Source organism: Hymenobacter actinosclerus, assembly GCF_900111515.1.
Taxonomy (GTDB): Bacteria; Bacteroidota; Bacteroidia; order Cytophagales; family Hymenobacteraceae; genus Hymenobacter; species Hymenobacter actinosclerus.
The window spans coordinates 62,934-88,197 of the sequence record NZ_FOHS01000007.1; the positions used below are offsets into that span (position 1 = coordinate 62,934).

Annotated in this window: 29 protein-coding genes and 1 pseudogene; 14 read left to right on the forward strand and 16 right to left on the reverse strand. The window is 52.1% G+C overall.

Translation table 11 applies throughout. The annotated features are described in order from the left end of the window. Positions 1-14 precede the first annotated feature (14 nt). From BMY67_RS18225 to BMY67_RS18245, 5 genes are all read right to left on the reverse strand, one after another. Entirely contained in the window at positions 15-674 is a 660-nt protein-coding gene (locus BMY67_RS18225; RefSeq protein ID WP_092774222.1) for a porin family protein, read from the reverse strand. Positions 675-789: 115 nt separating this feature from the next. Continuing rightward, positions 790-1,593 carry an outer membrane beta-barrel protein gene (locus BMY67_RS18230; protein WP_092774223.1) on the reverse strand — a complete coding sequence of 268 codons (804 nt, stop codon included), beginning with the start codon at positions 1,591-1,593 and terminating at the stop codon, positions 790-792. Between the two features lie 29 nt (positions 1,594-1,622). Then, complete coding sequence (locus tag BMY67_RS18235; protein WP_092774224.1) at positions 1,623-2,225, reverse strand: porin family protein; 603 nt, start codon at positions 2,223-2,225, stop codon at positions 1,623-1,625. A 219-nt stretch (positions 2,226-2,444) separates the two neighbouring features. After that, complete coding sequence (locus BMY67_RS18240) at positions 2,445-3,047, reverse strand: porin family protein (protein WP_092774225.1); 603 nt, start codon at positions 3,045-3,047, stop codon at positions 2,445-2,447. 234 nt (positions 3,048-3,281) lie between these two features. Next, a complete protein-coding gene (locus BMY67_RS18245; protein WP_177189926.1) occupies positions 3,282-4,019 on the reverse strand; it encodes a porin family protein in 738 nt (245 codons plus the stop codon). A gap of 261 nt (positions 4,020-4,280) precedes the next feature. Between BMY67_RS18245 and BMY67_RS18250 the strand changes: the two genes are divergently transcribed. Continuing rightward, the gene (locus BMY67_RS18250; protein WP_092774227.1) at positions 4,281-5,393 is read left to right on the forward strand and encodes an acyloxyacyl hydrolase; all 1,113 of its coding nucleotides are present in this window, start codon (positions 4,281-4,283) and stop codon (positions 5,391-5,393) included. Positions 5,394-5,537: 144 nt separating this feature from the next. Next, positions 5,538-6,212: a DUF2306 domain-containing protein gene (locus BMY67_RS18255; protein WP_092774228.1), complete on the forward strand. Its 675-nt coding sequence runs from the start codon at positions 5,538-5,540 to the stop codon at positions 6,210-6,212. A gap of 147 nt (positions 6,213-6,359) precedes the next feature. Here BMY67_RS18255 and BMY67_RS18260 read toward each other — a convergent pair whose 3' ends face one another. From BMY67_RS18260 to BMY67_RS18270, 3 genes and pseudogenes are all read right to left on the reverse strand, one after another. Further along, positions 6,360-6,773: a DUF4332 domain-containing protein gene (locus BMY67_RS18260; protein WP_092774229.1), complete on the reverse strand. Its 414-nt coding sequence runs from the start codon at positions 6,771-6,773 to the stop codon at positions 6,360-6,362. Between the two features lie 357 nt (positions 6,774-7,130). Beyond that, the gene (locus BMY67_RS18265; RefSeq protein WP_092774230.1) at positions 7,131-8,183 is read right to left on the reverse strand and encodes a quinone-dependent dihydroorotate dehydrogenase; all 1,053 of its coding nucleotides are present in this window, start codon (positions 8,181-8,183) and stop codon (positions 7,131-7,133) included. A 147-nt stretch (positions 8,184-8,330) separates the two neighbouring features. Then, a pseudogene (locus BMY67_RS18270) lies at positions 8,331-8,882 on the reverse strand (magnesium chelatase subunit ChlI family protein); the annotation flags it as partial. A gap of 10 nt (positions 8,883-8,892) precedes the next feature. Between BMY67_RS18270 and BMY67_RS18275 the strand changes: the two are divergent. The 4 genes from BMY67_RS18275 (at position 8,893) to BMY67_RS19875 (ending at position 13,602) form a co-directional block, all read left to right on the forward strand. Next, positions 8,893-9,603 carry a TnsA endonuclease N-terminal domain-containing protein gene (locus tag BMY67_RS18275; RefSeq protein WP_177189927.1) on the forward strand — a complete coding sequence of 237 codons (711 nt, stop codon included), beginning with the start codon at positions 8,893-8,895 and terminating at the stop codon, positions 9,601-9,603. Positions 9,604-9,834: 231 nt separating this feature from the next. Further along, complete coding sequence (locus BMY67_RS18280; RefSeq protein ID WP_177189928.1) at positions 9,835-11,664, forward strand: helix-turn-helix domain-containing protein; 1,830 nt, start codon at positions 9,835-9,837, stop codon at positions 11,662-11,664. After that, the gene (locus BMY67_RS18285; RefSeq protein ID WP_092774233.1) at positions 11,582-12,562 is read left to right on the forward strand and encodes a TniB family NTP-binding protein; all 981 of its coding nucleotides are present in this window, start codon (positions 11,582-11,584) and stop codon (positions 12,560-12,562) included. Before BMY67_RS18280 ends, BMY67_RS18285 begins: the two co-directional genes overlap by 83 nt. Beyond that, positions 12,559-13,602, forward strand: a complete 1,044-nt coding sequence (locus BMY67_RS19875) for a TniQ family protein (protein ID WP_394333382.1) — start codon at positions 12,559-12,561, stop codon at positions 13,600-13,602. Before BMY67_RS18285 ends, BMY67_RS19875 begins: the two co-directional genes overlap by 4 nt. A 134-nt stretch (positions 13,603-13,736) precedes the next feature. Here BMY67_RS19875 and BMY67_RS19190 read toward each other — a convergent pair whose 3' ends face one another. Genes BMY67_RS19190 through BMY67_RS18300 form a run of 4 tightly spaced genes read right to left on the reverse strand, consistent with a single transcriptional unit; the run spans position 13,737 to position 17,465 of the window. After that, positions 13,737-14,159 carry a nucleoside 2-deoxyribosyltransferase gene (locus BMY67_RS19190; RefSeq protein WP_143069919.1) on the reverse strand — a complete coding sequence of 141 codons (423 nt, stop codon included), beginning with the start codon at positions 14,157-14,159 and terminating at the stop codon, positions 13,737-13,739. Then, complete coding sequence (locus BMY67_RS19195; protein WP_143069920.1) at positions 14,159-14,770, reverse strand: RipA family octameric membrane protein; 612 nt, start codon at positions 14,768-14,770, stop codon at positions 14,159-14,161. Before BMY67_RS19195 ends, BMY67_RS19190 begins: the two co-directional genes overlap by 1 nt. A 23-nt stretch (positions 14,771-14,793) precedes the next feature. Then, positions 14,794-16,140 (reverse strand): alpha/beta fold hydrolase, encoded by a 1,347-nt coding sequence (locus tag BMY67_RS18295; protein ID WP_143069921.1) that lies wholly within the window; start codon positions 16,138-16,140, stop codon positions 14,794-14,796. A gap of 14 nt (positions 16,141-16,154) precedes the next feature. Continuing rightward, positions 16,155-17,465: a tetratricopeptide repeat protein gene (locus BMY67_RS18300; RefSeq protein ID WP_143069922.1), complete on the reverse strand. Its 1,311-nt coding sequence runs from the start codon at positions 17,463-17,465 to the stop codon at positions 16,155-16,157. 204 nt (positions 17,466-17,669) lie between these two features. Here BMY67_RS18300 and BMY67_RS18305 point away from each other — a divergent pair, with 204 nt between their 5' ends. Further along, positions 17,670-18,089, forward strand: a complete 420-nt coding sequence (locus tag BMY67_RS18305; RefSeq protein WP_092774237.1) for a TIR domain-containing protein — start codon at positions 17,670-17,672, stop codon at positions 18,087-18,089. An 18-nt stretch (positions 18,090-18,107) separates the two neighbouring features. Here the strand turns inward: BMY67_RS18305 and BMY67_RS19200 are convergent, their stop codons facing one another. Then, positions 18,108-18,671, reverse strand: coding sequence for a hypothetical protein (locus tag BMY67_RS19200; protein WP_143069923.1), 564 nt, complete (start codon positions 18,669-18,671; stop codon positions 18,108-18,110). An 18-nt stretch (positions 18,672-18,689) separates the two neighbouring features. Between BMY67_RS19200 and BMY67_RS18310 the strand changes: the two genes are divergently transcribed. After that, positions 18,690-19,130 carry a TIR domain-containing protein gene (locus BMY67_RS18310; protein WP_245745092.1) on the forward strand — a complete coding sequence of 147 codons (441 nt, stop codon included), beginning with the start codon at positions 18,690-18,692 and terminating at the stop codon, positions 19,128-19,130. Positions 19,131-19,478: 348 nt separating this feature from the next. Here the strand turns inward: BMY67_RS18310 and BMY67_RS19880 are convergent, their stop codons facing one another. Then, positions 19,479-19,745, reverse strand: coding sequence for a helix-turn-helix domain-containing protein (locus BMY67_RS19880; protein ID WP_092774239.1), 267 nt, complete (start codon positions 19,743-19,745; stop codon positions 19,479-19,481). Between the two features lie 103 nt (positions 19,746-19,848). On the opposite strand from BMY67_RS19880, the gene BMY67_RS18320 reads away from it, so the two are divergent. Next, positions 19,849-20,424 carry a hypothetical protein gene (locus BMY67_RS18320; RefSeq protein ID WP_143069924.1) on the forward strand — a complete coding sequence of 192 codons (576 nt, stop codon included), beginning with the start codon at positions 19,849-19,851 and terminating at the stop codon, positions 20,422-20,424. Between the two features lie 132 nt (positions 20,425-20,556). Continuing rightward, entirely contained in the window at positions 20,557-20,853 is a 297-nt protein-coding gene (locus tag BMY67_RS18325; protein WP_092774241.1) for a transposase, read from the forward strand. A gap of 201 nt (positions 20,854-21,054) precedes the next feature. On the opposite strand, the gene BMY67_RS19205 is transcribed toward BMY67_RS18325, so the two are convergent. Together BMY67_RS19205 and BMY67_RS18330 are read right to left on the reverse strand one after the other, a co-directional pair. Beyond that, positions 21,055-21,666, reverse strand: a complete 612-nt coding sequence (locus BMY67_RS19205; RefSeq protein WP_143069925.1) for an Nmad2 family putative nucleotide modification protein — start codon at positions 21,664-21,666, stop codon at positions 21,055-21,057. Positions 21,667-21,669: 3 nt separating this feature from the next. Next, positions 21,670-22,137 (reverse strand): TIR domain-containing protein, encoded by a 468-nt coding sequence (locus BMY67_RS18330; RefSeq protein ID WP_092774242.1) that lies wholly within the window; start codon positions 22,135-22,137, stop codon positions 21,670-21,672. 110 nt (positions 22,138-22,247) lie between these two features. On the opposite strand from BMY67_RS18330, the gene BMY67_RS18335 reads away from it, so the two are divergent. The 4 genes from BMY67_RS18335 to BMY67_RS18350 form a co-directional block, all read left to right on the forward strand. Continuing rightward, the gene (locus BMY67_RS18335; protein WP_092774243.1) at positions 22,248-22,883 is read left to right on the forward strand and encodes a dTMP kinase; all 636 of its coding nucleotides are present in this window, start codon (positions 22,248-22,250) and stop codon (positions 22,881-22,883) included. After that, positions 22,880-23,950 (forward strand): nucleotide kinase domain-containing protein, encoded by a 1,071-nt coding sequence (locus BMY67_RS18340; protein WP_177189931.1) that lies wholly within the window; start codon positions 22,880-22,882, stop codon positions 23,948-23,950. The genes BMY67_RS18335 and BMY67_RS18340 overlap by 4 nt, the downstream gene beginning before the upstream one ends. A gap of 12 nt (positions 23,951-23,962) precedes the next feature. After that, positions 23,963-24,856, forward strand: a complete 894-nt coding sequence (locus BMY67_RS18345) for a nucleoside triphosphate pyrophosphohydrolase family protein (protein ID WP_092774244.1) — start codon at positions 23,963-23,965, stop codon at positions 24,854-24,856. 135 nt (positions 24,857-24,991) lie between these two features. Then, a partial coding sequence (locus tag BMY67_RS18350) for a transposase (RefSeq protein ID WP_177189932.1) occupies positions 24,992-25,264 on the forward strand: 273 nt, incomplete at its 3' end.

Consider the following 25,264-nt stretch of genomic DNA (forward strand, 5'->3'; position numbering starts at 1 on the left):
CGGCGAACGGCTGCTTACCGGCTCGGCAGCAGGTAGCCCAGCGAAAGCTGGAACACCTGGTTGCGGGCATTGGTCAGGTCGCCGTTGTTGTAGCTGTCGTTCTTGGCGAAATCGGTGAGGGCGCCGTTGTAGCGCAGGCCCAGCATCAGGCCCATATCGGTCTGGAAGCCCAGGCCGGCCACGTAGCCGAACTCGTTGCGATTCACGTTCTTCAGGTCCTTTTCGGCCGCCGTGCGGGCGATGGCCGTTCCGTTGAGCGAGCGGGTCGATTCGTCTTTCACCTTGAGCAGGTAGCTGTACTGCGGGCCGGCTTCGAAGAACAGGTTGCCGGCTTTCACCTTCAGCAGCACCGGCACGTCGATGTAGTTGTAGGTGACGTCGCCCTGGCGGTTGTAGAGGCCGAAGGTTTGTTTGGTGTCGTACTTGTAACCCTTCTGCGAGTACAGCACTTCGGGCTGCAGCGAAAGGAAGCCGTCGTCAATCAGCCCGACGTTGAGCATCAGGCCGCCGTGGAAGCCAACCTTGTTGTCGTAGCCATCCTTATTGGCCAGGTCGCCGGCCAGGTTCGAGAGGTTGGCGCCGCCTTTCAGGCCGAGGCGGATGCCCTGGGCCTTGGAGTCGGTAACGGCGAAAGTAGCGAGCAGAGCGGCCGCAGCCAGCAGAGACTTTTTCATAGGAGAAACCCTTTTGATGAAAAAAAAGTGGGTATGAAAGCCTCAACGACGAAAAGCGTGCCAGAACAGCTTATTTGCCCGCTTATGGCAGGTTTGCCAAAGCGGCAGCACGGCATTAGTCGGGCTGTGCGGGTGGTGCCGGGGCGGCGGCGGGGGCCGGCCGCGGGGCCGCGGGACGCTTGCGCCCCACCTGGCGGGCGGCCCGGTACAGCGCCCCCGGTGCCCGACCCAGCAGCCGGGCCGCCCCAACTGCCCCGCGCCCGATGCCCCGGCCCGTGGCTACGGTCAGCTGGCCCATCTGCCGGGGCTCGAACACGAAATTCAGGTACAGCTCCAGGGAACTGTTGCGCAGCTGGCGCTGGCCGGTACCACTGATTTCGCCGGGCCGAAACACGTTGTTGAGCCCGCCCACGTAGCGCCAGCCCACCGACACGCCCGAGCTGTCCTGGAAACCCACACCGGCCACAAAGTTCAGGTCGCGCCGCGCAAAGCCCAGCTCGCCCAGCCGGAAAACGGGGGGCTCGTTGGGGCTGGTGCGCCAGAGGTAGCCGTACTGCGCGCCGCCCTCCACAAACAGCCCGTCGCGGTGGTACTGCAGCAGCAGCGGCAGGGCCAGGTAGTCGAGGCGGTGGCCCAGCGAGAAGCCGTAGGTGCTGCCGTTGTCGCCGCGCTGGGCGTACAGCCCTTCGGCCTGCAGGGCCAGGCCTGCGGGCAACTCCAGGCGCAGCAGCAGGCCCGCGGTGCCGCCCAGCCGCAGCCGGCTGGCGGTGGCATCGGCCCCGATGGCCTTACTGAAGGCGCCGCCGCCCTTCAGCCCCACCAGCACCCGCTGCCCCGAAGCGGCAACGCTCAGCAGCAGCAGCACGGGCAGCAACAGAGCAGGCAACGAAGCGGGTAGCCACCGGCTGACGAACACCATGAGCAAAGCAGAAAGACGGGCCACCGGTACTACCGGCCCTGAAACGAGAACGTCGCGTAGAGCTGGAACACGCTGTTGCGGCGCTGCTCCTGGTATTTGGTGCTGCCGACCGTAGTGGCCTCGCGCACGTTGGTGAAGCCGCCGTTGTAGCGCAGGCCGATGCCGGGCCCGGTTTTGCGCTGGTAGCCCAGCCCGAACAGGTAACCAAAATCGACGGCGTTATAAAAGTCTTTCACGTCGACGGTGGCGTTGCCGATTTTGTCTTTGGCCGACACCAGGAAGCCCACCTGCGGACCCGCCTCGAAGAACAGCCCGCCGGCGTTGGCGTGGAAAGCCAGCGGCACATCCACGTAGTCGAGCCGCGTGGTCAGGTCGGGCGTTTCGAGCTTTGCGCCCTTGCGCGAATAGATGATTTCGGGCTGGAAGGCGAACAGCTTGGTGAAGCCGATGTTGGCAAAGCCGCCGGCCTGAAACCCCACAATATCCTTGTAAGGCTTGGCATCTTTACCCACCAGATTGGAGAGCGAAGCCCCCGCCTTCAGGCCCAGCGACACATTGCGCTGGGCAAGGGCCGTACCCGACAGGCCCACGGTGGCCCCGGTGAAGAGCAGGGAGAAAAAAAGCTTGTGCATAAAGTAGCGGCTTCAGAATGGAAAGGCAAAATCAGGCGCGAAGCTACATGGAAAGTTGATAGCCCGAAGCTGCCTGCAAGCTGTCATGCCGTTGGTTCGGACCTTTGTTGGCCGCACGTTGGTAGCCAACGCCACTGAATCTCAGCCAACAAAAAAGGCCTTCCTCAGATGAGGAAGGCCTTTTTTTATTACAACCGGCCGGCAGTATCCGGCTGGTTCTTACTTGCCGCCGAACATGAAGCCGACGTAGAGCTGGAATACGCTGTTACGGGCCTTGCTGCCATCGAAGTCGATGCTGACGCCGGTACTGTCTTCCTTTTTTACGATGTCGCTGAGGCCGCCATTATAGCGCAGGCCAATCATCGGACCGTTGCTGAGTTCGTAACCCAAACCTGCTACATAGCCAAAATCCAGCGTTTTAAAGGCATCCTTCGAATCGATGGAAAGCTTATCAGCCTTAATTTTAGAACCTACCAACAGGCCAACTTGCGGACCTACTTCGAAAAACAGCCCGTCGGCCTTTATTTTCAACAGTACCGGTACATCAATGTAGCTTTGGTTGATGCGGAAGTCGCTGTCATCCTCGTCTTGGGCGCCTTTCATCGAGAAGAGTACCTCCGGCTGGATGGCGAAATTGTCGGTGATGCCCAACTCCGCTACGAAGCCAGCATGCGCCCCAAACTTATTGGTTGGCCCTTCGATATCTTTACCAACAATGTTGCTAAGGTTGGCACCAGCCTTTACCCCCAGACGAGCACCCTGCGCGTGGGCGGCTGAAGTAATGCCAGCCGAGGCCAGCAAAACGAGAAATATTTTTTTCATAAAAGCGTATGAAGATTGTGTGAAGCAACGAAGGTAGAGCAGTAATTCAGTTTGACAATACTGCCCAGTAACAGCTTGTAGCTTAACGGTTGGGCATTATTTGCAAATCTGCATATTAAGTAGACTTTCGGGGATTTTCGCCCTTTTTTTGCGCCAAAAATTTATTAAGTAGCCGCAAAAAAAAGTGGCTCCTCCGAAGAAGAGCCACTTTTTTGGCTTTAGTAAACCGGCAGTTTACCGGGTTGGCAGCAAGTAGCCTACCTGCACCATGAAGGCGCGGTTGAAGGCTTTAGGCTCGTTCTTGGCCGACACGTTTTTGGTGTCGAACAGCGTCTTCAGACCCTGGTTGTAGCGTACGCCGATGCTGATGCCGCCTTCGGTCTGGTAGCCCAGGCCAGCCACGCCGCCAATGTCGAAGCTAGCTAGGTCCTCTTTGGCTTTGTTGGAGGGCGACTTGGTCACCATGTCCGACTTGTTGCCGTCGTACTTCACGGTAAGCGTGGTTTCCTGCTTGGAAGCTACCATGTAGCCAACCTGCGGGCCAAGCTCGAAGTACAGGCCCGAACCGCCTGGGGCCGTGTTGATCCGCACTGGAATTGGCAGATCGATGTAGCTGAGCACGCGCTTGTCTTCGAAGCTCACCTTGTTTACATCGGCCGCGTAGCCGCTGTTGGTGAGGGTATTCCGGTCCGACAGCTTGTAGCTACGCTCGAAGCCTTTGCGGTTGTAGATTACCTCGGGAGCAATGGTCCAGAAACCGTCGGCGCTGAGCGGAATCTGCACCGAAACGCCGGCGTTGTAGCCCAGCTTGTAATCGTTGGAACCGGTGAAGCCACGTACCTGATCGGCGTCTTTACCACCGATAGTCGAGTACGTACCGCCGACGCGCAGGCCGAAACGGTAGCCGCTTTGCGCGTGGGCCACGGTGGCTGCCGAAGCAAGAACCAGCGTGAGTGCTGCAATTTTTTTCATAGAAGTAAGGAGTTGAAAACGCGGGTTATAAACCACTTCACCGACCATCATAGCCACGTCCCTCATGGTTTCAGGGCCTCATATCGTAAAAGCAGGGCCCAGGGTTGCCCCGGAGCCTATTACCAATACACCTGTAACTCAATGGTTTCCGCCTAATCTGCAGGTTTCTAACGGATTGCCGGAAGCAGAAATATCTTAGGTTTCCGGCCGGCGCTTCGGGCCTCTTTGCCTACTTTTGGCCTTTATGCCCGCACGCTTTTTATGACGAACTGGTACGTTTTGGGGCTGGCCGGTGGGCTGGCAGCGCTGGCTTCGGGTGGGGCCTACGCCCAGCAGCCGGGGCCACCGCCGGAGGGGCCGCTGGTAATCGGGGCCACCGGCCTGGGCAGCTTCATCATCCCGCACACCCCTTCCATCCGCCACCTGGCCGTGTCGCACCCGACGGGCATCGAGCTGAACGTGCAGCGCCAGACCAACGGCAGCGCCCCCTGGCACGCCTGGTACCGCTACCCCAAGGTTGGGCTGGCCCTCACCTACTACGACTACCACAACCCCAGGCTGGGGCGTTCCTACGCCGCCGGGGTGTACCTCAACAAGTCGTTCTGGCGCAGCCGGCGCACCGAGCTCAACTTTCGCATCGGTACCGGCGTGGGCTACTTCCCGGTGCAGTTCGACCAGGCCTCCAACCACAAGAACAACATCGTCAGCTCCCGGCTCAACGCCACCATTCAGGCGCGGCTGGAGTACGATGTGGCCCTCACGGAGCATGTGGGCCTGCTGCTGGGAGTGGGGCTGAACCACTATTCCAACGGAGCTACGACCAAGCCTAATTTCGGCATCAACCTGCCCACCGTGCTCGTGGGCCTCAACTACCACCAGCAACGCCCCTTCCGGCCCCTCGCCCAGCCGCCCGAGCCCGAACCCGCCGATATCGGCCGCAACTTCTTCAACATCAGCACTTCGGTGGGCTGGAAAGAATGGAGCGCCTCAGACCACCAGCGCTACCTGGTGAATTCGGTAACGCTGGCCGCGGGCCGGCGCATCAACCGCAAGTCCAACCTGGTGGCCGGCCTCGAAGGCTTCTACGACCGCAGCCTGAAGGCCCAGCAGCTCAGTTCGCCCCCCAGTGCAGACCCGCTGCCCGATGTGAAGAAGGCCGGCGCCTACGTGGGTCACGAGTTGCTGTTTGGTCGGCTGGCCTTCGTTTCGCACCTGGGCGTGTATCTGTACAATCCTTATAAGTCCAACAAGTTCTATTACGAGCGGCTGGGCCTCAAGTACCACCTCACGCCCCGCGTCTTCGGCGGCATCGACCTGAAAGTGCACCGCGGCGCGGCCGACGTAATTGAGTGGCGGCTGGGAGTGAAACTGTAAAGCAGGCGGTTGGCCAGGGCGGCAGCGCTTCAGCGGCCCGATCTGCGGCCCGGTATGGCTCTGCCGACGCTTCGGCAACAAATGCGCGCAACTGTGCGGCCAGATGCCGTGCTTTAGCTCCTCATCTGCCTAAGCCCCTTTGCCATGGAAACGTTTCTGCTCTTCAACCGCTGGCTGCACATTGCAGCGGGCTTTACGGGTTTTTTCGTGGCGCCGGTGGCGCTGGTAGTGCGCAAGGGCGGTGCCGCGCACCGGCTCTGGGGGCGCGTGTTTTTCTGGGCCATGCTGGTGGCCGGTAGCACGGCCCTGGTGTCGGCCAGCCTCAACGGCCTCACGTTCCTGCTCCTGACGGGCATTTTCAGCCTTTACCTGGCCCAGTTTGGCTACCGCTCACTGCGCCACAAAGGCATGGGCCAGAGCCGGCAGCCGGAACGCTACGATTGGGTAAGCGTAACGCTGGGGCTGCTGATTTTTGCCGGCACGCTGGGCTACGGACTGCTCAGCCGCCCTTTCAACCTGGCCATGGCCGTGTTCGGGGCTATTGGGGTAATGACGACGGTGCGGCAGCTGCGGGGTTTCCGGCGGCCGGGGCCCTGGCCCCAGGGGCAGTGGCTGCGCAACCATATTTCGGGCTTCGTGGGCGCCTACATTGCGGCGGTATCGGCCTTTTCGGCCACCAGCCTCAAGTTCATCTCCTTCCCGCTGAATTTCCTGTGGCCCACGCTGGTTTTTGTGCCGCTGCTCATCTGGCTGCAACGCCACTACGTGCCCAAAACCGGCGTCAATCGGCAGCTGGTATCCGTTGCTGAAAGCGAGTAGCCCGTTGTGCCGATGCAAAAAGCGCCATCCTGCGAACAGGATGGCGCTTTTCATTGGAGCCTAAACCGGACCGGGAGCGTGGCGGCGGCAAGGGCAGCCGGCGGGAACGGGAGCATAACCAGCTGGCAGAGTGCCGCGCGGCCCGGGTTAGTCTTTGTAAGAAACTTCGGGCTCCATGCTTTTGGCGTGGTTTACAATATCGGCCATGTGCAGCATATCGGGCACTTCATCCACCAGGTTGCGCTTCTGGTTGGTGGATACCATTTTGCTATGCAGGCTGAAGGGTGAGCGGCCGCGCAAATCCAGCATCGTGGTAATGCCTACCTCCTCGAGCAGCGTGGTCAGCTCCGGGTCCAGCCCGTCGATGCGGGTCAGGTCGGCGTAGTTCACCCACTTGAACAGCTTGATTTCTTCGATGCCCGTAGCCGAGGCCAGGGCCCGGCGGTCGGCCGGGGTGCGGGCGGCTTCCAGCAGCTCGTCGGCGGTTTTAATGCCCTGCTCCTGCAGCTTCTTTACCTGGTTGTTGGGAATACTCGTGATTTCATTGATTGCGTATTGCATTTAATATGGCTTATGTGAAAATTATATTTCGATATGATACAAATATAGGCAATTTTTAATTAAATAGCAAATCAAAACATACACCTGCCAAAATCAACCAACATTATTTATCCTGAATTTAAACTCTTATCAAACTGACCATCAACAACTAAACAACCGTCTACACTTTTATACAATTAGCGTAATTTATTTACAAAAAAATACACGCATGAATATTAATTCTACAGTCTGATGACTGAAATATAATAGCACCAAGGCAGTGATTCAACAACGCCGCCATTATTCTGAGGGGGAGAAAAGTATTGCCAATAGCCAGCTCAGAGAACCAGGCGCACAGACACTTCCGGCTCGCCCTGACTACGCTTTTTCCCAACGTTTGGCGGCAGCCAACGACTCATTTATCTGCCGCACCAGCCCCGGGCCCTCGTAAATGAAGCCCGAATACAGCTGCAGCAGGGTCGCGCCGGCCTCCAGCTTCTCCCGCGCATCGGCCGCCGAGTGGATGCCGCCGACCCCGATAATGGGCAGCTGCCCGCGGCTGTGGTGGCTGAGGTAGCGGATAACCTCGGTGGCGCGCTGCCGCAGCGGCCTTCCACTCAGCCCCCCGGCTCCCAGAGCTGCCACGTGGTCGGCCGGCGTGGTCAGGCCGGTGCGGGCGATGGTGGTATTGGTAGCCACGAGGCCGCTGAGGTTGGTTTCGCGGGCGATGAGCAGGATGTCGTCGAGCTGCGGGTCGGTGAGGTCGGGCGCAATTTTGAGCAGCAGCGGCCGCGGTACGGGCAGCGTTTGGTTGCGCTCCTGCACCTGATGGAGCAGCGCAATCAGCGGCTCGCGCTCCTGCAGCGCCCGCAGGTTGGGCGTGTTCGGCGACGATACGTTCACCACAAAATAGTCGACCACCTCATGCAGCGCCTCCATACAGGCCACATAATCGTGGGCGGCGTGCTCGTTGGGCGTGTCCTTGTTCTTACCGATGTTGCCCCCGATGATCAGGTCCTGGTTGCGGCGCTGGCGCAGGCGGGTCGCGGCGGCGGCGGCTCCCTCGTTGTTGAAACCCATACGGTTGAGCAGCGCCCCATCGGACGGCAGCCGAAACAGCCGGGGCAGGGGGTTGCCCGGCTGGGCCCCGGGCGTTACTGTGCCTATTTCCACGAACCCAAAGCCCAGCGCCCCCAGCTCGTCAGTCAGCTCAGCATTCTTATCGAAGCCCGCGGCCAGCCCCACCGGATTGCGGAATTGCAGCCCGAAAACTTCCTGCTCCAGGTTAGGATGCCGGAAGTCGTAGATGCCGCGCAGCAGTGCCCGCGCGCCCGGCAGCCGGTACGCCCGCTTCAGGTTATCGAACACCAGATGGTGCGCCTTCTCCGCATCGTGCTTAAAGAGCAGCGGCTTAACGAGGGCTTGGTACATGAGCGGTGAGATGGTGAGTTGATGTTTTGAGGGACCGGGGCCCAGGCGTTGTTAAGGTGAATTTGACTCCGGCGGCCCAGTCGCGCCAACCGGCTCGTGGAGCGTCAACTCACCATTTCACCACCCCACTACCTCACCATCTCACCGCTACCCCGCCCAGCCTTCGCGGTCGAGGCTGCGGTACTGGATGGCTTCGGCCAGATGGGGCAGTTCGATGTGTTCGGCGGCGGCCAGGTCGGCAATGGTGCGGGCTACTTTGAGGATGCGGTCGTAGGCGCGGGCCGAGAGGCCGAGGCGCTCCATGGCCGTTTTGAGCAGCGTGCGGCCGGCCTCGTCGATGCGGCAGATGTCCTTCACCATCTGCGAGGGCATGAGGGCGTTGGAGTGGATGTCGGGGAAATCCTGGAAGCGGGCGGCCTGGCGCTGGCGGGCCGCGGCTACGCGCTCCTGCACGGCCCGGCTGGTTTCAGCGGGGCGCGTTTCGGTCATCTGGTCGAACGTGACCGGGGTTACTTCCACGTGCAGGTCGATGCGGTCGAGTAGCGGGCCCGACACCTTATTAAGGTAGCGCTGCACCACGCCGGGGCCGCACATGTAAGTTTCCATAGGAATTGCGACATTATGGGGGAATGTGGGTGAGCATTTACGCTGGAAGATGAGACGAATACCTCTATCGGAGAGCACAATTCTTAATTTTTCACTACATCAGATGCGACAAGTTATGGAACCCCAACGAAATATTGGTCTCGGTCACTCAGGTTCCTTACGTGCCTCCCAACCCTCGCCCAAAGCGGGAGGGCGCGCCGTGAAGTTGGAATCGGCCCTGGAACGTGATTATTGCTGCCTACTGGAATTCGACTTGCAAGTGAGTTCCTACGTCGAACAACCTATAACGCTAGAAGTCGAAGCACTTACCGATACCGGCCGAGCCGGCCGGTACACGCCCGATTTCTTCGTGCAGTATGCGGCGAGCGCCAAACGGCGCCCCGCATTGATAGAGGTCAAGTATCGCTCCGACCTACGCAAAAAGTGGACGCAACTGAAGCCCAAATTCCGTTGTGCCGCCGCTTACGCCGCCCGGCAGGGGTGGGAATTCCGCCTTGTGACGGAGGTGGAAATCCAAACTCCTTACCTAAAAAACGTCAAATTTCTTTCTGGTTACCGCCCCCAAGCGTTGCCCGTCATCCGGGTCGAGTACGCACGGCTACTATTGGAGTGCATAGCCCAACTGGACGAAACGACCCCGCAAGAGGTACTCGTCGTGGCCTTCGCTGATTCGGACCGCCGTACTGAGTTGCTACCCGTGCTGTGGCAATTAGTTGCCACCGGACAGGTTGGATGCAACCTATTACTGCCGCTGACAATGAGCAGCGCCATATGGAGTATCGATGCCGACGACACATTAGAATTGTACAAATAAGTTATGGAAACTATTTCACTCGTATCGGGGTCCCGCCATCTTTACCGGAAGCAGATTATCAGGGTACACCGGGTACTGGATCTAAATCACATCGTTGGAGAATTTGAAGTCACCGGGATCATTGATCGGATACCCGTTTGTGACTTACTCCCCCTGAAAGCGGCTCCTGTGCCCCTACTCCTACCTGCATGGCAAGGGACCGACGGCTCGGAGGCGGATACCGCTACCGGAATGGTCGAGGATTTACTGCTTATTCCCGAGGTTGCCTGGCAAAAGGCGCGGCAGCGCCTGGACGTATTACGCCCCATACTGGAAGGCGGCGGCGGCCGTGCCCTGGTGGAAGAGGTCGCCGAGCAGCAGCAAGTCAGCGCCGCAACGCTCTACCGCTGGTTGCAGGCTTATCGGGAGACTGGGTCAGTACGCTCTCTAGTCGAACGGCCCCGTAGTGGGGGAAAAAAAGAGCGATTAGATGCCGTCCGGGATGCCATCGTTCGCCAAGCCATCGAGGAGCATTATCTCACCCAGCAACGCAAGCCGGCGTCGGCGGTGATATTGGAAGTAAGGGGCCAGTGCCTCAAGCAAGGACTAAAGCCCCCCGGGCCCAATACCATCCGCCGCCGCATTCGCCAACTGTCGGAGGAAGAGACTACCCGCCGCCGGTGGGGTCGCCGAATTGCCGCTGCGAAGTTCACCCCCCTTAAGGGCGAGTTCCCCGGTGCCGACTTTCCCTTGGCAGTCGTACAAATCGACCATACACTCGTCGACATAATTCTTGTCGACGAAGAGCACCGAAGACCCATCGGGCGGCCGAATATAACGGTAGCTACTGACGTGTTTTCCCGTATGGTCGTCGGCTTTTATCTCTCCTTCGACCCACCCGGAGCCGTCGGTACAGGGCTGTGCTTGGCCCACGCGGTGTTACCGAAAGAAATGTGGCTCAGCCGGATGGACGTACAGGGGGATTGGCCTTGCTGGGGTGTGCCGCGGGTGATCAATGCTGACAACGCCAAGGAGTTTCGTGGACATATGATACACCGGGCGGCCGAAGAGTACGGCATGCGCCTGGAATGGCGGCCCGTAAAAAAGCCACACTGGTCCGGCCATGTCGAGCGGCTCATCAAAACGTTCATGAAGAAAATCCACACGTTACGGGGAACGACTTTCTCCAACGTGCAGGAACGCAAGGAGTACGAATCCGAAAAAGAGGCCGTTCTCACCCTGCGCGAACTGGAAAAATGGCTGACCGTGTTCATCGTCAACGTGTACCATCGCCGGATGCACCATGCGCTGCACCAAAGTCCGTACGATCGCTACCACGAGGGAATCATGGGAAGCTTACGCTTCGTCGGTACCGGCCTGCCGGAGCGCATCTACAACGAGTCCCAGGTCCGGTTGGATTTCATGCCGGGGGAGTATCGCACCATCCAAGAATACGGGGTTGTCATGGACCATGTGCACTACGATGCCGACGTGTTGCGCCCGCACATCCACAGCCTGGAGCCCGGTCCGGGCAAAACCCGGTTGAAACGCAAATTTCTTTTCAAGCGCGACCCACGCAATATCAGCTGCCTGTATTTTCTCGAACCCGAAACCAAGCAGTACCATCGCATCCCTTACCGGGACACTTCGCTACCGGCCATCTCGGTCTGGGAGTTCCGGCAGGCGCTAGATTCCGTTAAAGCCGCCGGTCGCGAGAACATCGACGAGCAAGCCATTTTCGAAGCCTACGATAAGATGCGGGCAATAGAGATGGAGGCCCTTGCCCGCACGAGGAAGACGAATAAGCAACGTAACCGGATGGCACAAGGCGTACCGGACGGTACGACCGGCACCTATGGCCGACATGGCGCAACGGTTGGCAGCACCGCCGCGGTGATCAATCCTTCCTCTGATGAGAAACGGCCGACTCCCATCCCGCAGCAGAGCCCTGCCAAACCGCTCCCACGCCTCACTCCACTTCAACCATTCGACGGAATTTATGACGCCTCATTTGCACCCGAGCGTAGCGAAACTACTGACGCTCCCCGACCGCCAACGCCAACAGTCCCTGTTCACCTATAAGTGGATTCCGTACACGCGTGCCCAGCACGTCATCCGAAAGCTGGACGACCTGCTCACCTACCCGCCCACTCACCGGATGCCCAATATGCTGTTGGTGGGAGACACGAACAGCGGCAAGACGGTCATCCTACGTCACTACGCCGAAACGCACCCCTCATATGCCCACGAGGAGGATGGTCGCCTGGTGCGGCCGGTCGTCTTCATGCAGGCCCCGCCAGGCCCGGACGAAGGCAGGTTCTACAACATACTCTTAGACCAGGTATATGCGCCGTACCGCACGAACGACCGGGTGGATAAGAAACAGCGGCAGGTGATTCACACGTTACGCCATCTGGGCGTCCGAATGCTCATCATTGACGAGATTCAGCATGTACTGGCGGGCAGCCAGGCAAAGCAGCGCCTCTTCCTGAACGTACTCAAATACCTGTCCAACGAATTGATGATCCCGCTTGTGTGCGCCGGCATACGTACAGCCTTCAACGCCATCCAACACGACGAGCAACTTGCCAATCGTTTCGAGCCCGTAGCCCTGCAGAGCTGGTCAATGGGAGACGAGTACCGTCGCCTTTTGCTGAGCTTCGAACTGTTGTTGCCCCTACAGCACCCCTCGAACTTGGTGGACGACGTGCTGGCTTATAAATTATTAGACATGAGCGAAGGCAGGCTCGGTGAGTTGGCCAGGATTCTGCGACTGGCCGCCGTCCAGGCCATTGATGAGAAGTCCGAGTGCATCACGCTGAATGGATTGAGCCGACTGGACTATACGATCCCCTCCGAGCGGATGATCTATCACCGACTTTTCTCCGTCAAAGAGGGAGCGGAACCCGGCTACCTGACCGGCAACGACCACCCGCTACCGGACGGGCTGCTTTCCGGCGAAGTTCGTCTGGTTTCGTGAATGCCCCGGCCGACCTGCCGGGGAGGGGGATACTTCCCTGTACGTTTCACCCTGGCAAGGACGAGTTGCTGTCTAGTTGGTTGGTCCGGCTGGCCCGGTCCCACCGAGTCAAGGTGCAGTCGTTCTCTCGGTACCTCTGGCCCGAAATTGTCGTTTGGAAGCGGGACATAGACAAGCTCGCCTTACCCGCCATACTGGACACGCTGGCAGCACGAACGCTGACCGCCCCCCAGCTCATCGCCAGTACGACATTGGCATCGGTCGTCGAGCGCCTGACCGGGACCGTGGTGACTACTTCCCGGGAAGGACCGACCAGTTGGCTGATGCCCGTGGGCATCCAGCACCGCACGCGCCAAGGAAACGGGCTGGTGTACTGCCCAGGTTGCCTTCAACGGGACGGGGCCAACGCTTATTATCGGACCAGTTGGCGATTGGCCTTCCACGTAGCTTGCCCGACTTGCGAGGTCTACCTACGGGAAGAGTGCCCGGCTTGCGGAGCACCCGTCAATTTCTTCCGCCTCGACATAGGACTCGAGGATGGCTCTGATGCTCCCCTAACGACCTGCCATGCATGTGCTTTCGACCTAAGCCGTGCACCCGCCATACCCGTTCCCACCCGAGAGATGCGTCGTTACCGGTTCCTGTACCGCGTCAGTCGGGAGGGGTGGAACCGGGCCATACCCTATCCCCACCAGTATTTTCGGGTACTACGCCAACTGGTCAGAATCCTGTCTTGCCCTTTTGGGGAGGCATTACGATTACAAGTCGACGTGCGGCGGCGACTTCGGCTGGGACGGTCAACGGAGTGGCCCGCAGGCGGAGGGATGTTCGAGCAAATGCCCATTGCTAGGCGTATCTACTTACTAAAGCAAGCTATGTGGCTATTGGAGGAGTGGCCAGAACGATTCATTGCCATAATGCATGACAACCGGATCAGAAGCTATACTATACGGAGGGACATGGCCGAAGAGATGCCTTTTTGGTTCGGTACCGTTCTGGTCGAGCATCTATTTATCGCCAAAAGCAGGCATTTACGCTGATGGAGAGAAACCGAGCATAGATTCACAGATAGGGAACTCCAGTTGGTAAGAACCAATTACTGACTACTGCCTTCAACTCCCTTAACTGTTACAAACTGGAACCAATGGGCTGCATGCTGCTGACACAAACATAATTACACATATACTATATCCCCTGTTACCAGTCTATTTTCCTTATTAAATGCTCTCATTATAATATTTTCAATTGTTGCTTTATAATCCCCCAAATTGCTGTATAATACAACGTTGTTTCTTCCCAGAACTTGATGTATTGTAGTATTTTTAGCGCAAATTAAATAAACTTTTTTTTGAAGCGCCTGCAAATAACCAACTTCATAATAACAGCTTGGTCTCTCATAAGACAAATCAGCTATAGCAAAATCGCACTGTTGTAGTAAAATAGCTGTTTCTTCTGCATTTAAGCTCCTAGCTGATAGACTATCTTCAGCTCTGACAAATTCAATATTGTATTTTGTGCATAACTCCTCCATAATCCTCTTCTTCTTATTGTAGAGGGAGTCAATAGTGTAAGGAGCAACAATGAATACCTTTTTCATTACGCATGTATGTGTATTATTTTCAAAACACTAATCCATGTTGCAGAACCGTTAAAAAAGCACGAAAGGAATGAAATTGTTGCAATAGTTATAAACATTATTCTGAAAACAATAGGTATGTAAAATTCAAATCGCGAAGATTTCAAAACCACGGCATTTACATTCTTATTAAAATCAATTGCATCTTCACCCTTTAGCTTGATCCACTCTTTTTCAAAAGGTCTATATGATATAACTGATATATTGTCACTTGGAGATGGGAAATATATATTTTTGGCCATTTCATTAATCACAAAAAACTTTGCTTCATTTAGCTTTTTAAAGTCTTCAATTTGATCAATCCATAGAAAACAGAATAGGGCTGCAAAGACAGAGATAATACCCACTAGAAGAATCGCTCCAAAAAAATTATCGCTATTATCGCTTCCCCACTTCCACACAATAGCTATACCAACTAATATAGCAACACAGATGGTATAATTTTGTTTATTATTAGCAAGTCTCCTATCTACCACCTTCTCTGTCGATTCATATATCAACTTAAGCTCATCGAAAGAATATTTTTCATTTGTAATGGGGGCCTTATCACTTGAAAAGAATCGGCAAAGCATACTCGATGGCTTAATGGTGTGAATTAAAGGCTAACGAAAGGAGCAAATAGCTTCTCTAAGCGTTGCTCAGACGTCACTGATTCTAACAAACGAGCAGACCAAATCGCCTGTTTATACATAGAGTCTATCTCTCGCGGCTCAGGCTCCATCTGTAAGGCAGCGTCATAGCAATCCAATGCGTAGTCGAACTCTCCCAGATATAGTTGAGCTTCTCCTTCCGTCGCTAAACGCCACTTCTCCCTCGGCGCTAAGTTGCATTGCTCAAGCACATGCACTGCCATAGTGCGTGCGTTATAACGGTTGCGATGAAGAGCGAGTTCTAGGAAGGCTACGTTTATACCGTTATAGAAGGCTTGGTAATGGTCAAGCTGTTGTAAAGCCTGATCAAATCCCTGCTTGTATAACTCATATGCCCGCTCACCCTCCAGTGTCTTCTCCAGTGGATTGGCTAACCATTGACGTTTGAAGCGTCCAGCTAAGGTCCCGGTTAGTTCTGCACTCCCCGTATGCTGACTATCGAGTAAGGTGATAGCACGTTCTTGCTGCCCAACCATCTCTAAGGCCAGCACAAGTCGAACTAAGTCTTCTGTTGCCAGTTCCTCCTGGTCACCCAAAGTAGCTATTATTTCAAAATAGCCAGCCAGGTGAGATGAGCCTAGAACCGAATCTACTCCTTCACTAGCCGAAAGAGCGCCCTTGATAACAAAGACAATCTCTTCCTCAGCAGTAGCAGGTTTAACCATCTCTAAATGATTACCTGCAACGTAAGCACGGTGCTGTTCCCCAAAGATATTCACGGAGGACGAAACAGGCACGAACTCATCTCGGATACCCGCTATGACACGAAAATTAAATGGAAGCTGATCTGTATATTTATTTGTCCAATCCAGGCGCAGTTGCGTGATGAATGGACTACCCGAAGCCATGTCACGTACTTGACGCTTGAACAATCTCAATAAACCAGCCTTCTGCAATCCGTTACTAGGTGTGCCAAATAAAAAGACGTGGTTTATTCGCTGGGCTACAGTATCATTAAGTAAAGATCGTTGCGCTATGAGGCCACCCATACTATGCGCAATTATAGCAATCTCGGTATATTGATTGTACCGCGTACTTATTAGCGCGCTGGATAAATAGCCAGAGAGCACCGTTAAGTCAGGGTCAGCAGACCATACACCCGTGATATCAGGAAATAGACTTGTTGGGTAACCAAAACAGTGAATATCCCAGTCTACCAGCTCCCTATCCCCAGCTAGAAAAGCCGGAAGCATCCCGAAAGTGGTATGTGCCTCACCGCTAAATCCGTGAATAAATATAATTGCTTTGGTACTGTCTGTCTTTCTAACTGAAAAGGAAGTTTGTTGCTTCATGCTATTAGATGTAATTAATCCTGTGGCAAATTAGGGATTTCTTCTTTCAGAAAATCGATGCACCTTTTGAATATCTCATCTTCGGCTAACACATTGCTCATTAGCTGCAAACTATTCAAATGCGTTTCGGCTTGCCAAGCACTGGTACAATTGTATACACCTTCCTCTAGAGCATTAAAACAGGCGTCTTTTCTCCCAAGAAAAACATATATATCAGATAAGTCGAAGAAGCACCAGGGAATGTTTGAGGGGGGAGAGTCTTGCGTCTGTAACCTCACCATTTGTTCCGCCCTCTTAAGTTGCGACGTTTGTTTAGCCGTCAAGGACATACTCCCCCTTTGGCGAACTTGTAGCCTAATCGCATTCAGTAAAGGGTATGGGTGACCTCGGGATACATCAGTTGCTAATTGATACATTACATAAGCCTCTTCAAAACGCTGGAGTCGTTTTAGAATACCACCAAGCGAAGCGTACGCATCAAAATCCTGGTCATTTAACTCGATCGCTCTCTTTAGTGATTCCTCGCCAGTAGTCATTTCAAGGGAAGAACCCGGCTTGGAAAACAACTTGTTTTGAGCTATCCCAAGCTCACGGTGTGCTTCGCTGTAAGCAGGGATAAAACGAGTGGCTTTAGCAAATGCTTCTGCCGCTTTATTCCACTTGCCATCATCCTTATACAGTAAACCAACTTCCTGATATAGCGTCGCGTTGCCGTAATTTAGCTTAATGGCTTGTTCGTACTTCCTAATGGCCTGAGGTCTATCATGCCGGCGAATGGCATTCTCAGCATCTTTTAAGAGTCGGTCGATACTCAATCCCATCGCACGCTGGGCAGCAAGTGCTATCTGCACCGGGCTATCAAGTCGGTTGTTGAGCAACGATTCAGTTAACACCCTAGTTATTAAGGATTTTGATTCCTCAACCTGCGTTTCAGGCTCATATTCGTATGGGAATGCTTTGATATGATTTACATCAAACGGAATTGCCGCATCCACTTGGCGGAATATAACGGTACCAGATGAGCGCGCTCTATGACGAACGCCTAACTCATAGAACACATTAGGATTCAAGCCCGTTATATCCGTCAGGGATAAGCGAGAATATTCGATATACTGATACATCTCTATGTCAATATCAGCAGAGAAAAAGTCCTTATCTGTTCTTCTTGCTTCTAGGTATCCTCCTTCAGGGAGAGGAGTAGCAGCTATAGCAGGCACGAAGACCTCATCATAAATAAAGTCAAAGTTCACGTCCTTATCACCTACTCGTTTGATACCGAATGGCATCACGACAAAACATATACTTGAAAGGTCTACTTCAGGCATGATAGCTGGCTCTACAGTTGGCAGTACTATTGTGTTTTTCGGCACGAAGTGTAATTAAAAATTTTGTATTACACTTGTTATTTGCTATTTTTAATACCCTTGTTATTATAATCATTTGTTTAGTGATGCACCATACGCGGCTATCAGTTATATTGCATCACAAGTAAAATCCTCAATTCCCTTACTCACTTTTCTCTCACTACAATGGCCAAAAAGAAAGTATTCGTCAGTTACGATCACAGTGAAGATTTGCGCTACAAAGATATCCTTCGTGCATGGGATGCAAATGATAATTTTGACTTCGAATTTGATCAAAGGTCACCAAATGTCGCCATCGACAGTACACAGGCATCCGCTATCAAGTCAGCCTTAACCACCAAGATGAAGGAGGCTGATTACCTGCTGGTAATCGTTGGAGCAAAGTCTGCTTCCAGTAAATGGATGAATTGGGAAATATCCCGTGCAAAAGAAAGCGATACTAAGCTAAGGCTTGCGGCGGTGAAGATAGTTAGCACTAACACGCTGCCTTCCGGACTATCTGCCGTTGGCAGCGCAGCTATTGCTACGAGTTTTGAGCATGATAAAATCATCACTGCTTTGAACGCGGCTAATAACTCTTATTAGTACCTGATGAGGGGGTCTCTATACTGTTATAATCTCCACTGTGTGGAGACCCTCATTGCGGCTTAAGATGGCAAACTCCTCCGTTGCGTCATCATTACCTCTGCTTTGGCCCTCCCACACAACGATTGCAGAGGCTGGTTTACCATTTGCCAGCTTTTTTGCATGAGCAACAATGGCCTTCGTTGTTTTAGAAAAGGCCTCATCGTCATCCCTTGAATACCCCAGCAGATATAGATTATCGCTCTTTTCAGCGGCTATAATAAGTCGATCGTATAGTTGCTTCCAGCCACCAGGACGATCAGTAACAGATGCCAAGAGAAATTCTGACGGTTCAAAAGGCAAAATTATATGGCACTCTACATCTAAGTCTGTTGCCACATCCAATGCAAGCAAATCTGCTCCGCATGCTGCTGCGCAAACTAAATGAGTGAATCGTTGCTTAGAAAATAGTTGTTTTATCTGTTCTCTGACAGCAATAATATTATCCAAGGGAAAACGAACAACTTCTGCATTTATCTCATCGGGCCTACGCCCGGCTAATGCTGTTACCCGGTAATGATTATTTCCAATTGCTCTACTCATATCATATAATTGGCTCCTGTGAGTGTATTGTCAAACTTATTAAATTTCTTAGGCTTGTCGAAAAGACGGGTTTTTATAAGCTACGATCATAGCGAGGATGTTAGGTATCGAAACTTATTATCCGCATGGGACGCTAACTCTGCTTTTGAATTCGAGTTCAATCAATGTTCTCCTTCTGTTGCTATAAACAGCAAACGGGCCGCTGTTATTAAAAGGTCCTTAACAAGAATGATGAAGAAATCCGACTACCTTTTGGTTATAGTAGGGGAAAAGACCCACACCAGTAAATGGGTTAACTGGGAAATCAATCGAGCAAAGCGAAGTGATGTTGATCTGAAGCTTGTTGCGGTTAAGTTAGATAAATTATACAAAACACCTACTGGCTTGCTTAATGCTGGCACCTCTTTCGCTTATTCATTCACCGAAAAGGCAATCATTCAGGCGCTGAAGGACGCATAGGCTATGCCAGCCCGGCGGGCGGAGCTAGTATACTGACTGCCGCAATTGATATGAAAGTAACCGCTGTGCGGGTTACTACAGCGTTAGGGCATATTCGAGCACGAAGAGTAAAGTTCAGTAGGCATGTATGTAGCCAGGTGCTAGCTGGCATGCCCGCAATGAATGGGTGTGGCCATACGTGGCTTATAACACTAGCGCCTGCCCACCGGGGGCAAATAGGTGAGTTACCACACGTAGTCGGAAGCAGTGCGGGGCTTAGCACCCGCAGCCCTTTGCGGTGCAGTCATGTGCTGAGCACATAGCAGCTGCACGGCGTTAGCATCAATAGCCCAACCGCACTACTGAGGGCTAGAGTGCGCCGTCCGAATGTGTGATTGCGGGGTCGTCTACTAAATCACGCACCTCTAATCCTAGTGCTCTACTTAGAGAAATGAGCAAATCCAGCGTAGGGGCCAGTTGCACTCGCTCTATTCGCCGGATGGTAGACTGCTCAACGTTGGCAATGTCCGCCAGCTTTTGCTGGGAATAGCCCTGCTGTTTGCGCAGGTAGCGAAGTCGCTCGGAGAACGCATGTAGGCCGGCAGGATTTTTCACACGGCAATCTGCCGCGACCACTTAAACGAATTAAGGGCGTATGCGCCCTTAATTCGTTTTTATGCTATAAATTGCGGGGGTACGGCGAGCGAGGGCCTGTCGTGTTTATCCTCATTTTCTCCTCATGCGTTCATCAACCTTTTTTTCCCCACTGCCTGTATTGGCTCTGGTGGCGACTATGCTTTTAAGTAGTTGCTCCGATTCTACCTCAGAAGCCGGCAACGCAAATAATCGAGCGTCTGCGCTCGAATTTCCGTTCGGTGGTAAAGTCGATTCGATGAACGGTATTGCGGGCCATACGTTCGGTCAGCCCCTGAGCGCCTTCTCCGACCTGGAGCTAATGGACAAGAACCCCGGAGATGTAATGGACACGTATATCTACCGGGGAACAAAAGGCTGGTTCGGCAAACATAAGCAGGAAGTACCCAGCCAGTTCTACTATTTTCTAGATGGCAAGTTCTGCCAATTTTACGCTGTAGGTAACGCCGAGGCGCTACGGACCGAAGCTACTTACTTGTTCGGACCAGGACTTGAGCAAAGTCCAAATCGTTTCTGGGATGGTCCACGGGCACGCGCCATCTACTCTGAACAGGCTGTAGCTTTTGGCAGGGAGGGTAGGCTCACCGTATTAAGTAAGCCGGTGGAGGAGGAATTGAAAGTGCGTGAGCAGAATCGCCTCAAGGCGGAAAATGCCGAATAGCCAAGCGGAGTGAAAAAAGACAGTGGGGAAAAAGATTACGACTCCCTCTGCACAATCAACCCGCTCTGCATAAAAACAACTTTGGGGTAGCCCGACTAACCGGGCCGGTTTAGGACAATAAACTTCTTTACCATGCCTGACAACTTCACTGATAAGCGAGTGAAATACGACGCCGCCTTCCGCGCCGAGGCCTTACGCCTAGCAAACCAGAGCCGCTCATTTGCCGCTGCTGCCCGCGCTCTCAATATTCGGGTCAAGCTACTCTATAAGTGGCGAGATGCCGCGCAGATGCCGGTGGCCGTGTTTGAGTCTAGTATAGATTCGGCTGCCGAGTTACGCCAATTGCGGGCTACGTCACTACGGCAGGCTCAAGAGTTGGAAATTCTGAAAAAAGCTATTGGTATCGTCTCAAATCAATCGGCGCTGTGAGTAGTTATCACGCTAAGACAATTAACGACAGCATTTTTCGAACTTGTTGTGCTAGTCCCGCCCACTAGAACAGTCTGCCGCCTTCATTACGCTATAGTCGACTCTACGTTCTAGAGTAATGGTGTCTGGTGTAGTTAAACAGAGCAATAACGGCCTCCTATATATCATAGGAGGCCGTTATTATTGGAAACGATAGGATTCTTATTTACCGCTGTAGCGGTCAAATTGATTATTATCAAATTGTATAGGGTCATCCAACAGACCAACCTCTTGAGTACTGGTAAGCCAATCGACTAATCGCTGTCCTACTTCTACGTCAACTTTTTTGTGGCCTATACCTTCTTTGAATATTTCATCAAATTCTGAAGGAACAGTTGGTGCGGATTTGCCAAAGTAATAAAATTTTGTTCCAATCAAAACTCGATCAGCTTTTGTGTCCTTGGCTAGGTTAAGAGGGTTAATGGACCCATCATCATTACTATGATGCGAATTTTCCTGTATCCAGTTTTCCCCTGAGTGATGGTAGATATTGTCACCAAACATCTGAACTATGCTGCCATTCATTACTGGCTTTTTGTAAGCGAACCGTTCATCATTCCAATACTCATCGAATGTCAGCGCTTCACCGACTTGCATCGCAAAAACGAGTTTGCTTTCCATACTCAGCGTTTTAGAACCTGTACCCAGAACCCAGTCACCAATTGCAGCGGCAGAGCGTATTTTGGGTTTGCAAGTAGCTAATGTACAGTATTCTCCGAAAGGATTGGGGGCGAAACCGTAGTCGCGCGTAACAACGTAAGAGTGGAAGTTCATATGTTAGCAGGTGCTTCTTAGTATTCCTGAAAAATTTGGACGACTTGTTCCATCATCGTTGCACCACTTTGTATCACCTTCGATGGCGTTAATGAGATTATCACCAGTCCATTTAACCAGTGAGTGACCGTACTTATTGAGGTTTTCCGGCACGTCTGCATCACTTGCTCCATGAGCAAACACGCCCACGATATGCTTGCCCTGCAAATGGGCTTGCTTTATTTCCCAGTTGACCCACTCCCGAGTAGCGGTATCTTTGCCTATAATACACACAAAGGTTCCTGCCCAATTGATTAGAGGTCTCAGAATGCTCTTGATGTAGTCAGGGCTTGTGGCATTATTAGGCTTCGTGCTATCAATAGAACTGTTTCTTATTTCGTAACCCTTACGCCCTAGTAGAGCCTTCAGCTTTCCGATTTGGTGTTCATCAACACTGTGATGGCTTAAGAATACGTTTTTACGGTTTGCCATTTGAGAGGATAAAGGTAAAGATCATCGTGCAGTGAAGTAAAATCTACGCTAGATACCACTTTAAAATCAAGCTGGCAAAACCTCTAGCTTTTTTTCTCTATCATTCCACCATGAAAAGACATAACGTAGGCAAGTTGATTGTTTTTGAGGGGCCAGACGGTGTAGGTAAGACTACCTTGTCAAAGCTGGCAGTTGAACTGCTTATGGCAGATGGGCAACCTACAGAATGGCTTAGTTTTCCAGGCAGGGAAGTGGGTACGCTAGGCCATCTGATATATGAGGTTCACCACCAGCCTGATAAGTTCGCCATTAACTCTATCAGCAATGTAGCCAAACAAACGCTCCACATAGCGGCTCATTTGGATGTGATTGAAAGAAAGATACGCCCACTACTTGACAGTGGCAAGCATGTCATTCTAGACAGATATTGGTGGTCTACCTGGGTGTATGGATTGAGCGCTGGAATAAATCGCGAACTACTTCATTCACTGATTGAGGTAGAAAAGCTTGGCTGGGGCGCTACTAGACCATTCCGTATCCTGCTCGTCAAAGCAGCTGCTCCTCGTGATAGAGATAATGAGAACTTGGAACAGTGGCACAAGCTAGTTGAGGGTTACCAAATACTGGCAGATGAAGAAATGGATACTGCCACCAGACTAGTAGTGGATACGTTTGATAACAACATCTCATTGACCGCGGCAGAAGAGGCTCTTAAAGCAATACTGCCCTTAGAAACCCGGATATGAATCTCTCCACTTATAATGAAAGTCAATATTTGCTCTTCGATTCAAAGACGCTAGAATATAGCCGCCATCGCGCATCACGTCCTCTTCAAAACACGCTGTGTGTCGATGGCAAATTATTAACTACTTCTCCAGTGTATGATAGTTACTGGTACCTTGCGTGTGAACGACAAAATATATTTTTCAACAGGCTAAAAGGTCAGCCAGTACCTTGGACAAACGACCCCATTCTTTTAAAACATAAATTTACTAACGCCTATCGAGCAGCTGACCGCACAAGTCAGTATTTAATAAGAAATGTTATCTACCGGGAAGACCTGCCTTCTACTCCGAAAGAAGTAGTATTTCGAATATTGTTATTTAAGATATTCAATAAAATTGAAACTTGGAAATATTTAGAAGAAGCGTTTGGCAGTATTACTTATTCAGAGTATAACTTTGACGAATACGATAGCATTCTATCACAGCTGCTAAAGGAAGCTAAGCAGATATACTCTGCTGCATACATGATGCCTCCCGGAGGCCGGCAATTCGGATATATTCGTAAACATCAAAACCATCTACGTCTAATAGAGAAGATGATGGCCGAGAGCCTACCAGAGAAGTTGAATGAATCAAAATCAATGGCTAATGCTTTCAGCTTATTAAAATCTTATCCGACCATTGGAGATTTTTTAGCTTACCAATATGCAACGGATATAAATTACAGTGAAGTAACTAATTTTGATGAAAATGAATTTGTAATTGCTGGACCTGGTGCGAAGGACGGAATTGAAAAGTGTTTTGTAGACACAAAGAAAATCGACTATTCTACTATAATTAGGGCTGTGATGGAAAACCAGTCTATTGAGTTTGAGAAACGCAATTTGAATTTTCAGCCAATGTGGAGCCGCTCATTACAGCTCATTGACTGTCAGAATATGTTTTGTGAGGTGGGAAAGTATGCTCGTGCTCGTCACCCCGATATTGCAGGAATTTCAGGAAGGACTAGAATAAAACAGCTTTTCTCTGTTAATCCGAACCCAATGAGCTATTTCTTTCCCCCAAAGTGGGGAATAACTACTGTTTAAAATATTTGTCTCATGAACCTAAACGAATATCAGGAACAAGCTATTCTCACTGATTTGAATCCAGGGCGTGAGGGTATGATGATCTCACTACTTGGATTGGCTGGAGAAGTAGGCGAACTACTAAGCGAATACAAAAAATTTCTTCGCGATGGTGAAGCACACCAATTATTTGATGATAAAATCACAGAAGAGTTAGGGGATTTACTCTGGTATATTGCTAGTGTTAGTTATAAATTCGATATAGATTTAGCAGAAGTAGCTAGGCGAAACATAGAGAAAAATAGAAGCCGTTGGGGTGTTCGTACTGGACATGAAAGTTCAGTAATCCCTTTGTATGATGAGTCGTGTCAGGTTGAAGAACAGCTACCACGTATTTTTTTTGCTACGGTTGATTATTTAGATGAGACGAGTAGCAGCAAGGTGCAACTCCTTGTTAATGGCAAATCATTAGGTGATCCATTAAGTGATAATGCCTATGATGAAGATGGCTACAGATACCATGATATTTTCCATCTCGCATTTGCAGGCGTACTTGGTTGGTCTCCTGTAATGCGTAAGCTCATGGATGTAAAACGCAAGAGCAATGCAAGTGTCGATCAAATTGAAGACGGTGGGCGAGCAACCGCAATCGAAGAAGGAATTGCTGCTCTAATATTCTCCAATGCAAAGTCATATAATTTTTTTGAAGGTGTTAGAGAAGTTGATATAAATTTACTAAAAACAATAAAAGAGCTTACCTCTCATTTGGAAGTAAGTAGTCAATCGCTTGGGCAGTGGGAAAAAGCCATTCTATCTGGGTTTGATGTCTGGCGACAAGTCGTGAAACGACATACAGGAAGAATCGAAGTAGATTTGATACAGCGTTCAATATCATTTATATCTGAAGAAAATCTCCGTAAGATTTGATACTTCTTTAGGGAAATCAATGCGTTATGCATTCACCAAGCCACCTCACTAACCCGAGTTTGGTATATTGGGAAGAAGGGTATGTGGGGTGGTCCAGTAAAAACGGACAGTGAGAAGTCTTATCTTCCACTGCCCATGACCGAGAAACTGAATCCTGGCGGCTTGTCCGCCACACGCAAGAAGTATACGCCCGCTTTCAAAGCCGAGTGCGTGCGCCAGGTAGCGGCCGGAGCCCGCCAGACGGACGTGGCCCGTGCCCAAGGCATTTCGCCGGCTTTGCTCGGCCGCTGGCAACGCGAGGCCCTGGAAAAGGCGGTGCCCAGTAGTGCCGAGCGCGACGAAATCAAGCAGCTACGCGCCGAGTTGCGGCGCGTGGAAATGGAGCGCGATATTTTAAAAAAAGTCGTG

Coding starts and splice junctions, on each gene's coding strand:
- BMY67_RS18265 (WP_092774230.1), bottom strand. CDS start 8,183: ATGTACCAAGCCCTCGTTAAGCCGCTGCTCTTTAAGCACGATGCGGAG.
- BMY67_RS18280 (WP_177189928.1), top strand. CDS start 9,835: ATGGTCGAGGATTTACTGCTTATTCCCGAGGTTGCCTGGCAAAAGGCG.
- BMY67_RS18235 (WP_092774224.1), bottom strand. CDS start 2,225: ATGCACAAGCTTTTTTTCTCCCTGCTCTTCACCGGGGCCACCGTGGGC.
- BMY67_RS18225 (WP_092774222.1), bottom strand. CDS start 674: ATGAAAAAGTCTCTGCTGGCTGCGGCCGCTCTGCTCGCTACTTTCGCC.
- BMY67_RS19200 (WP_143069923.1), bottom strand. CDS start 18,671: ATGAGTAGAGCAATTGGAAATAATCATTACCGGGTAACAGCATTAGCC.
- BMY67_RS18255 (WP_092774228.1), top strand. CDS start 5,538: ATGGAAACGTTTCTGCTCTTCAACCGCTGGCTGCACATTGCAGCGGGC.
- BMY67_RS18345 (WP_092774244.1), top strand. CDS start 23,963: ATGAACCTAAACGAATATCAGGAACAAGCTATTCTCACTGATTTGAAT.
- BMY67_RS18230 (WP_092774223.1), bottom strand. CDS start 1,593: ATGGTGTTCGTCAGCCGGTGGCTACCCGCTTCGTTGCCTGCTCTGTTG.
- BMY67_RS18250 (WP_092774227.1), top strand. CDS start 4,281: ATGACGAACTGGTACGTTTTGGGGCTGGCCGGTGGGCTGGCAGCGCTG.
- BMY67_RS19195 (WP_143069920.1), bottom strand. CDS start 14,770: ATGCTTTGCCGATTCTTTTCAAGTGATAAGGCCCCCATTACAAATGAA.
- BMY67_RS18305 (WP_092774237.1), top strand. CDS start 17,670: ATGGCCAAAAAGAAAGTATTCGTCAGTTACGATCACAGTGAAGATTTG.
- BMY67_RS18335 (WP_092774243.1), top strand. CDS start 22,248: ATGAAAAGACATAACGTAGGCAAGTTGATTGTTTTTGAGGGGCCAGAC.
- BMY67_RS18245 (WP_177189926.1), bottom strand. CDS start 4,019: ATGAAAAAAATTGCAGCACTCACGCTGGTTCTTGCTTCGGCAGCCACC.
- BMY67_RS18330 (WP_092774242.1), bottom strand. CDS start 22,137: ATGGCAAACCGTAAAAACGTATTCTTAAGCCATCACAGTGTTGATGAA.
- BMY67_RS18340 (WP_177189931.1), top strand. CDS start 22,880: ATGAATCTCTCCACTTATAATGAAAGTCAATATTTGCTCTTCGATTCA.
- BMY67_RS19190 (WP_143069919.1), bottom strand. CDS start 14,159: ATGAAAAAGGTATTCATTGTTGCTCCTTACACTATTGACTCCCTCTAC.
- BMY67_RS18325 (WP_092774241.1), top strand. CDS start 20,557: ATGCCTGACAACTTCACTGATAAGCGAGTGAAATACGACGCCGCCTTC.
- BMY67_RS18300 (WP_143069922.1), bottom strand. CDS start 17,465: ATGCCTGAAGTAGACCTTTCAAGTATATGTTTTGTCGTGATGCCATTC.
- BMY67_RS18260 (WP_092774229.1), bottom strand. CDS start 6,773: ATGCAATACGCAATCAATGAAATCACGAGTATTCCCAACAACCAGGTA.
- BMY67_RS18320 (WP_143069924.1), top strand. CDS start 19,849: ATGCGTTCATCAACCTTTTTTTCCCCACTGCCTGTATTGGCTCTGGTG.
- BMY67_RS18275 (WP_177189927.1), top strand. CDS start 8,893: ATGCGACAAGTTATGGAACCCCAACGAAATATTGGTCTCGGTCACTCA.
- BMY67_RS18295 (WP_143069921.1), bottom strand. CDS start 16,140: ATGAAGCAACAAACTTCCTTTTCAGTTAGAAAGACAGACAGTACCAAA.
- BMY67_RS19205 (WP_143069925.1), bottom strand. CDS start 21,666: ATGAACTTCCACTCTTACGTTGTTACGCGCGACTACGGTTTCGCCCCC.
- BMY67_RS18285 (WP_092774233.1), top strand. CDS start 11,582: ATGACGCCTCATTTGCACCCGAGCGTAGCGAAACTACTGACGCTCCCC.
- BMY67_RS18240 (WP_092774225.1), bottom strand. CDS start 3,047: ATGAAAAAAATATTTCTCGTTTTGCTGGCCTCGGCTGGCATTACTTCA.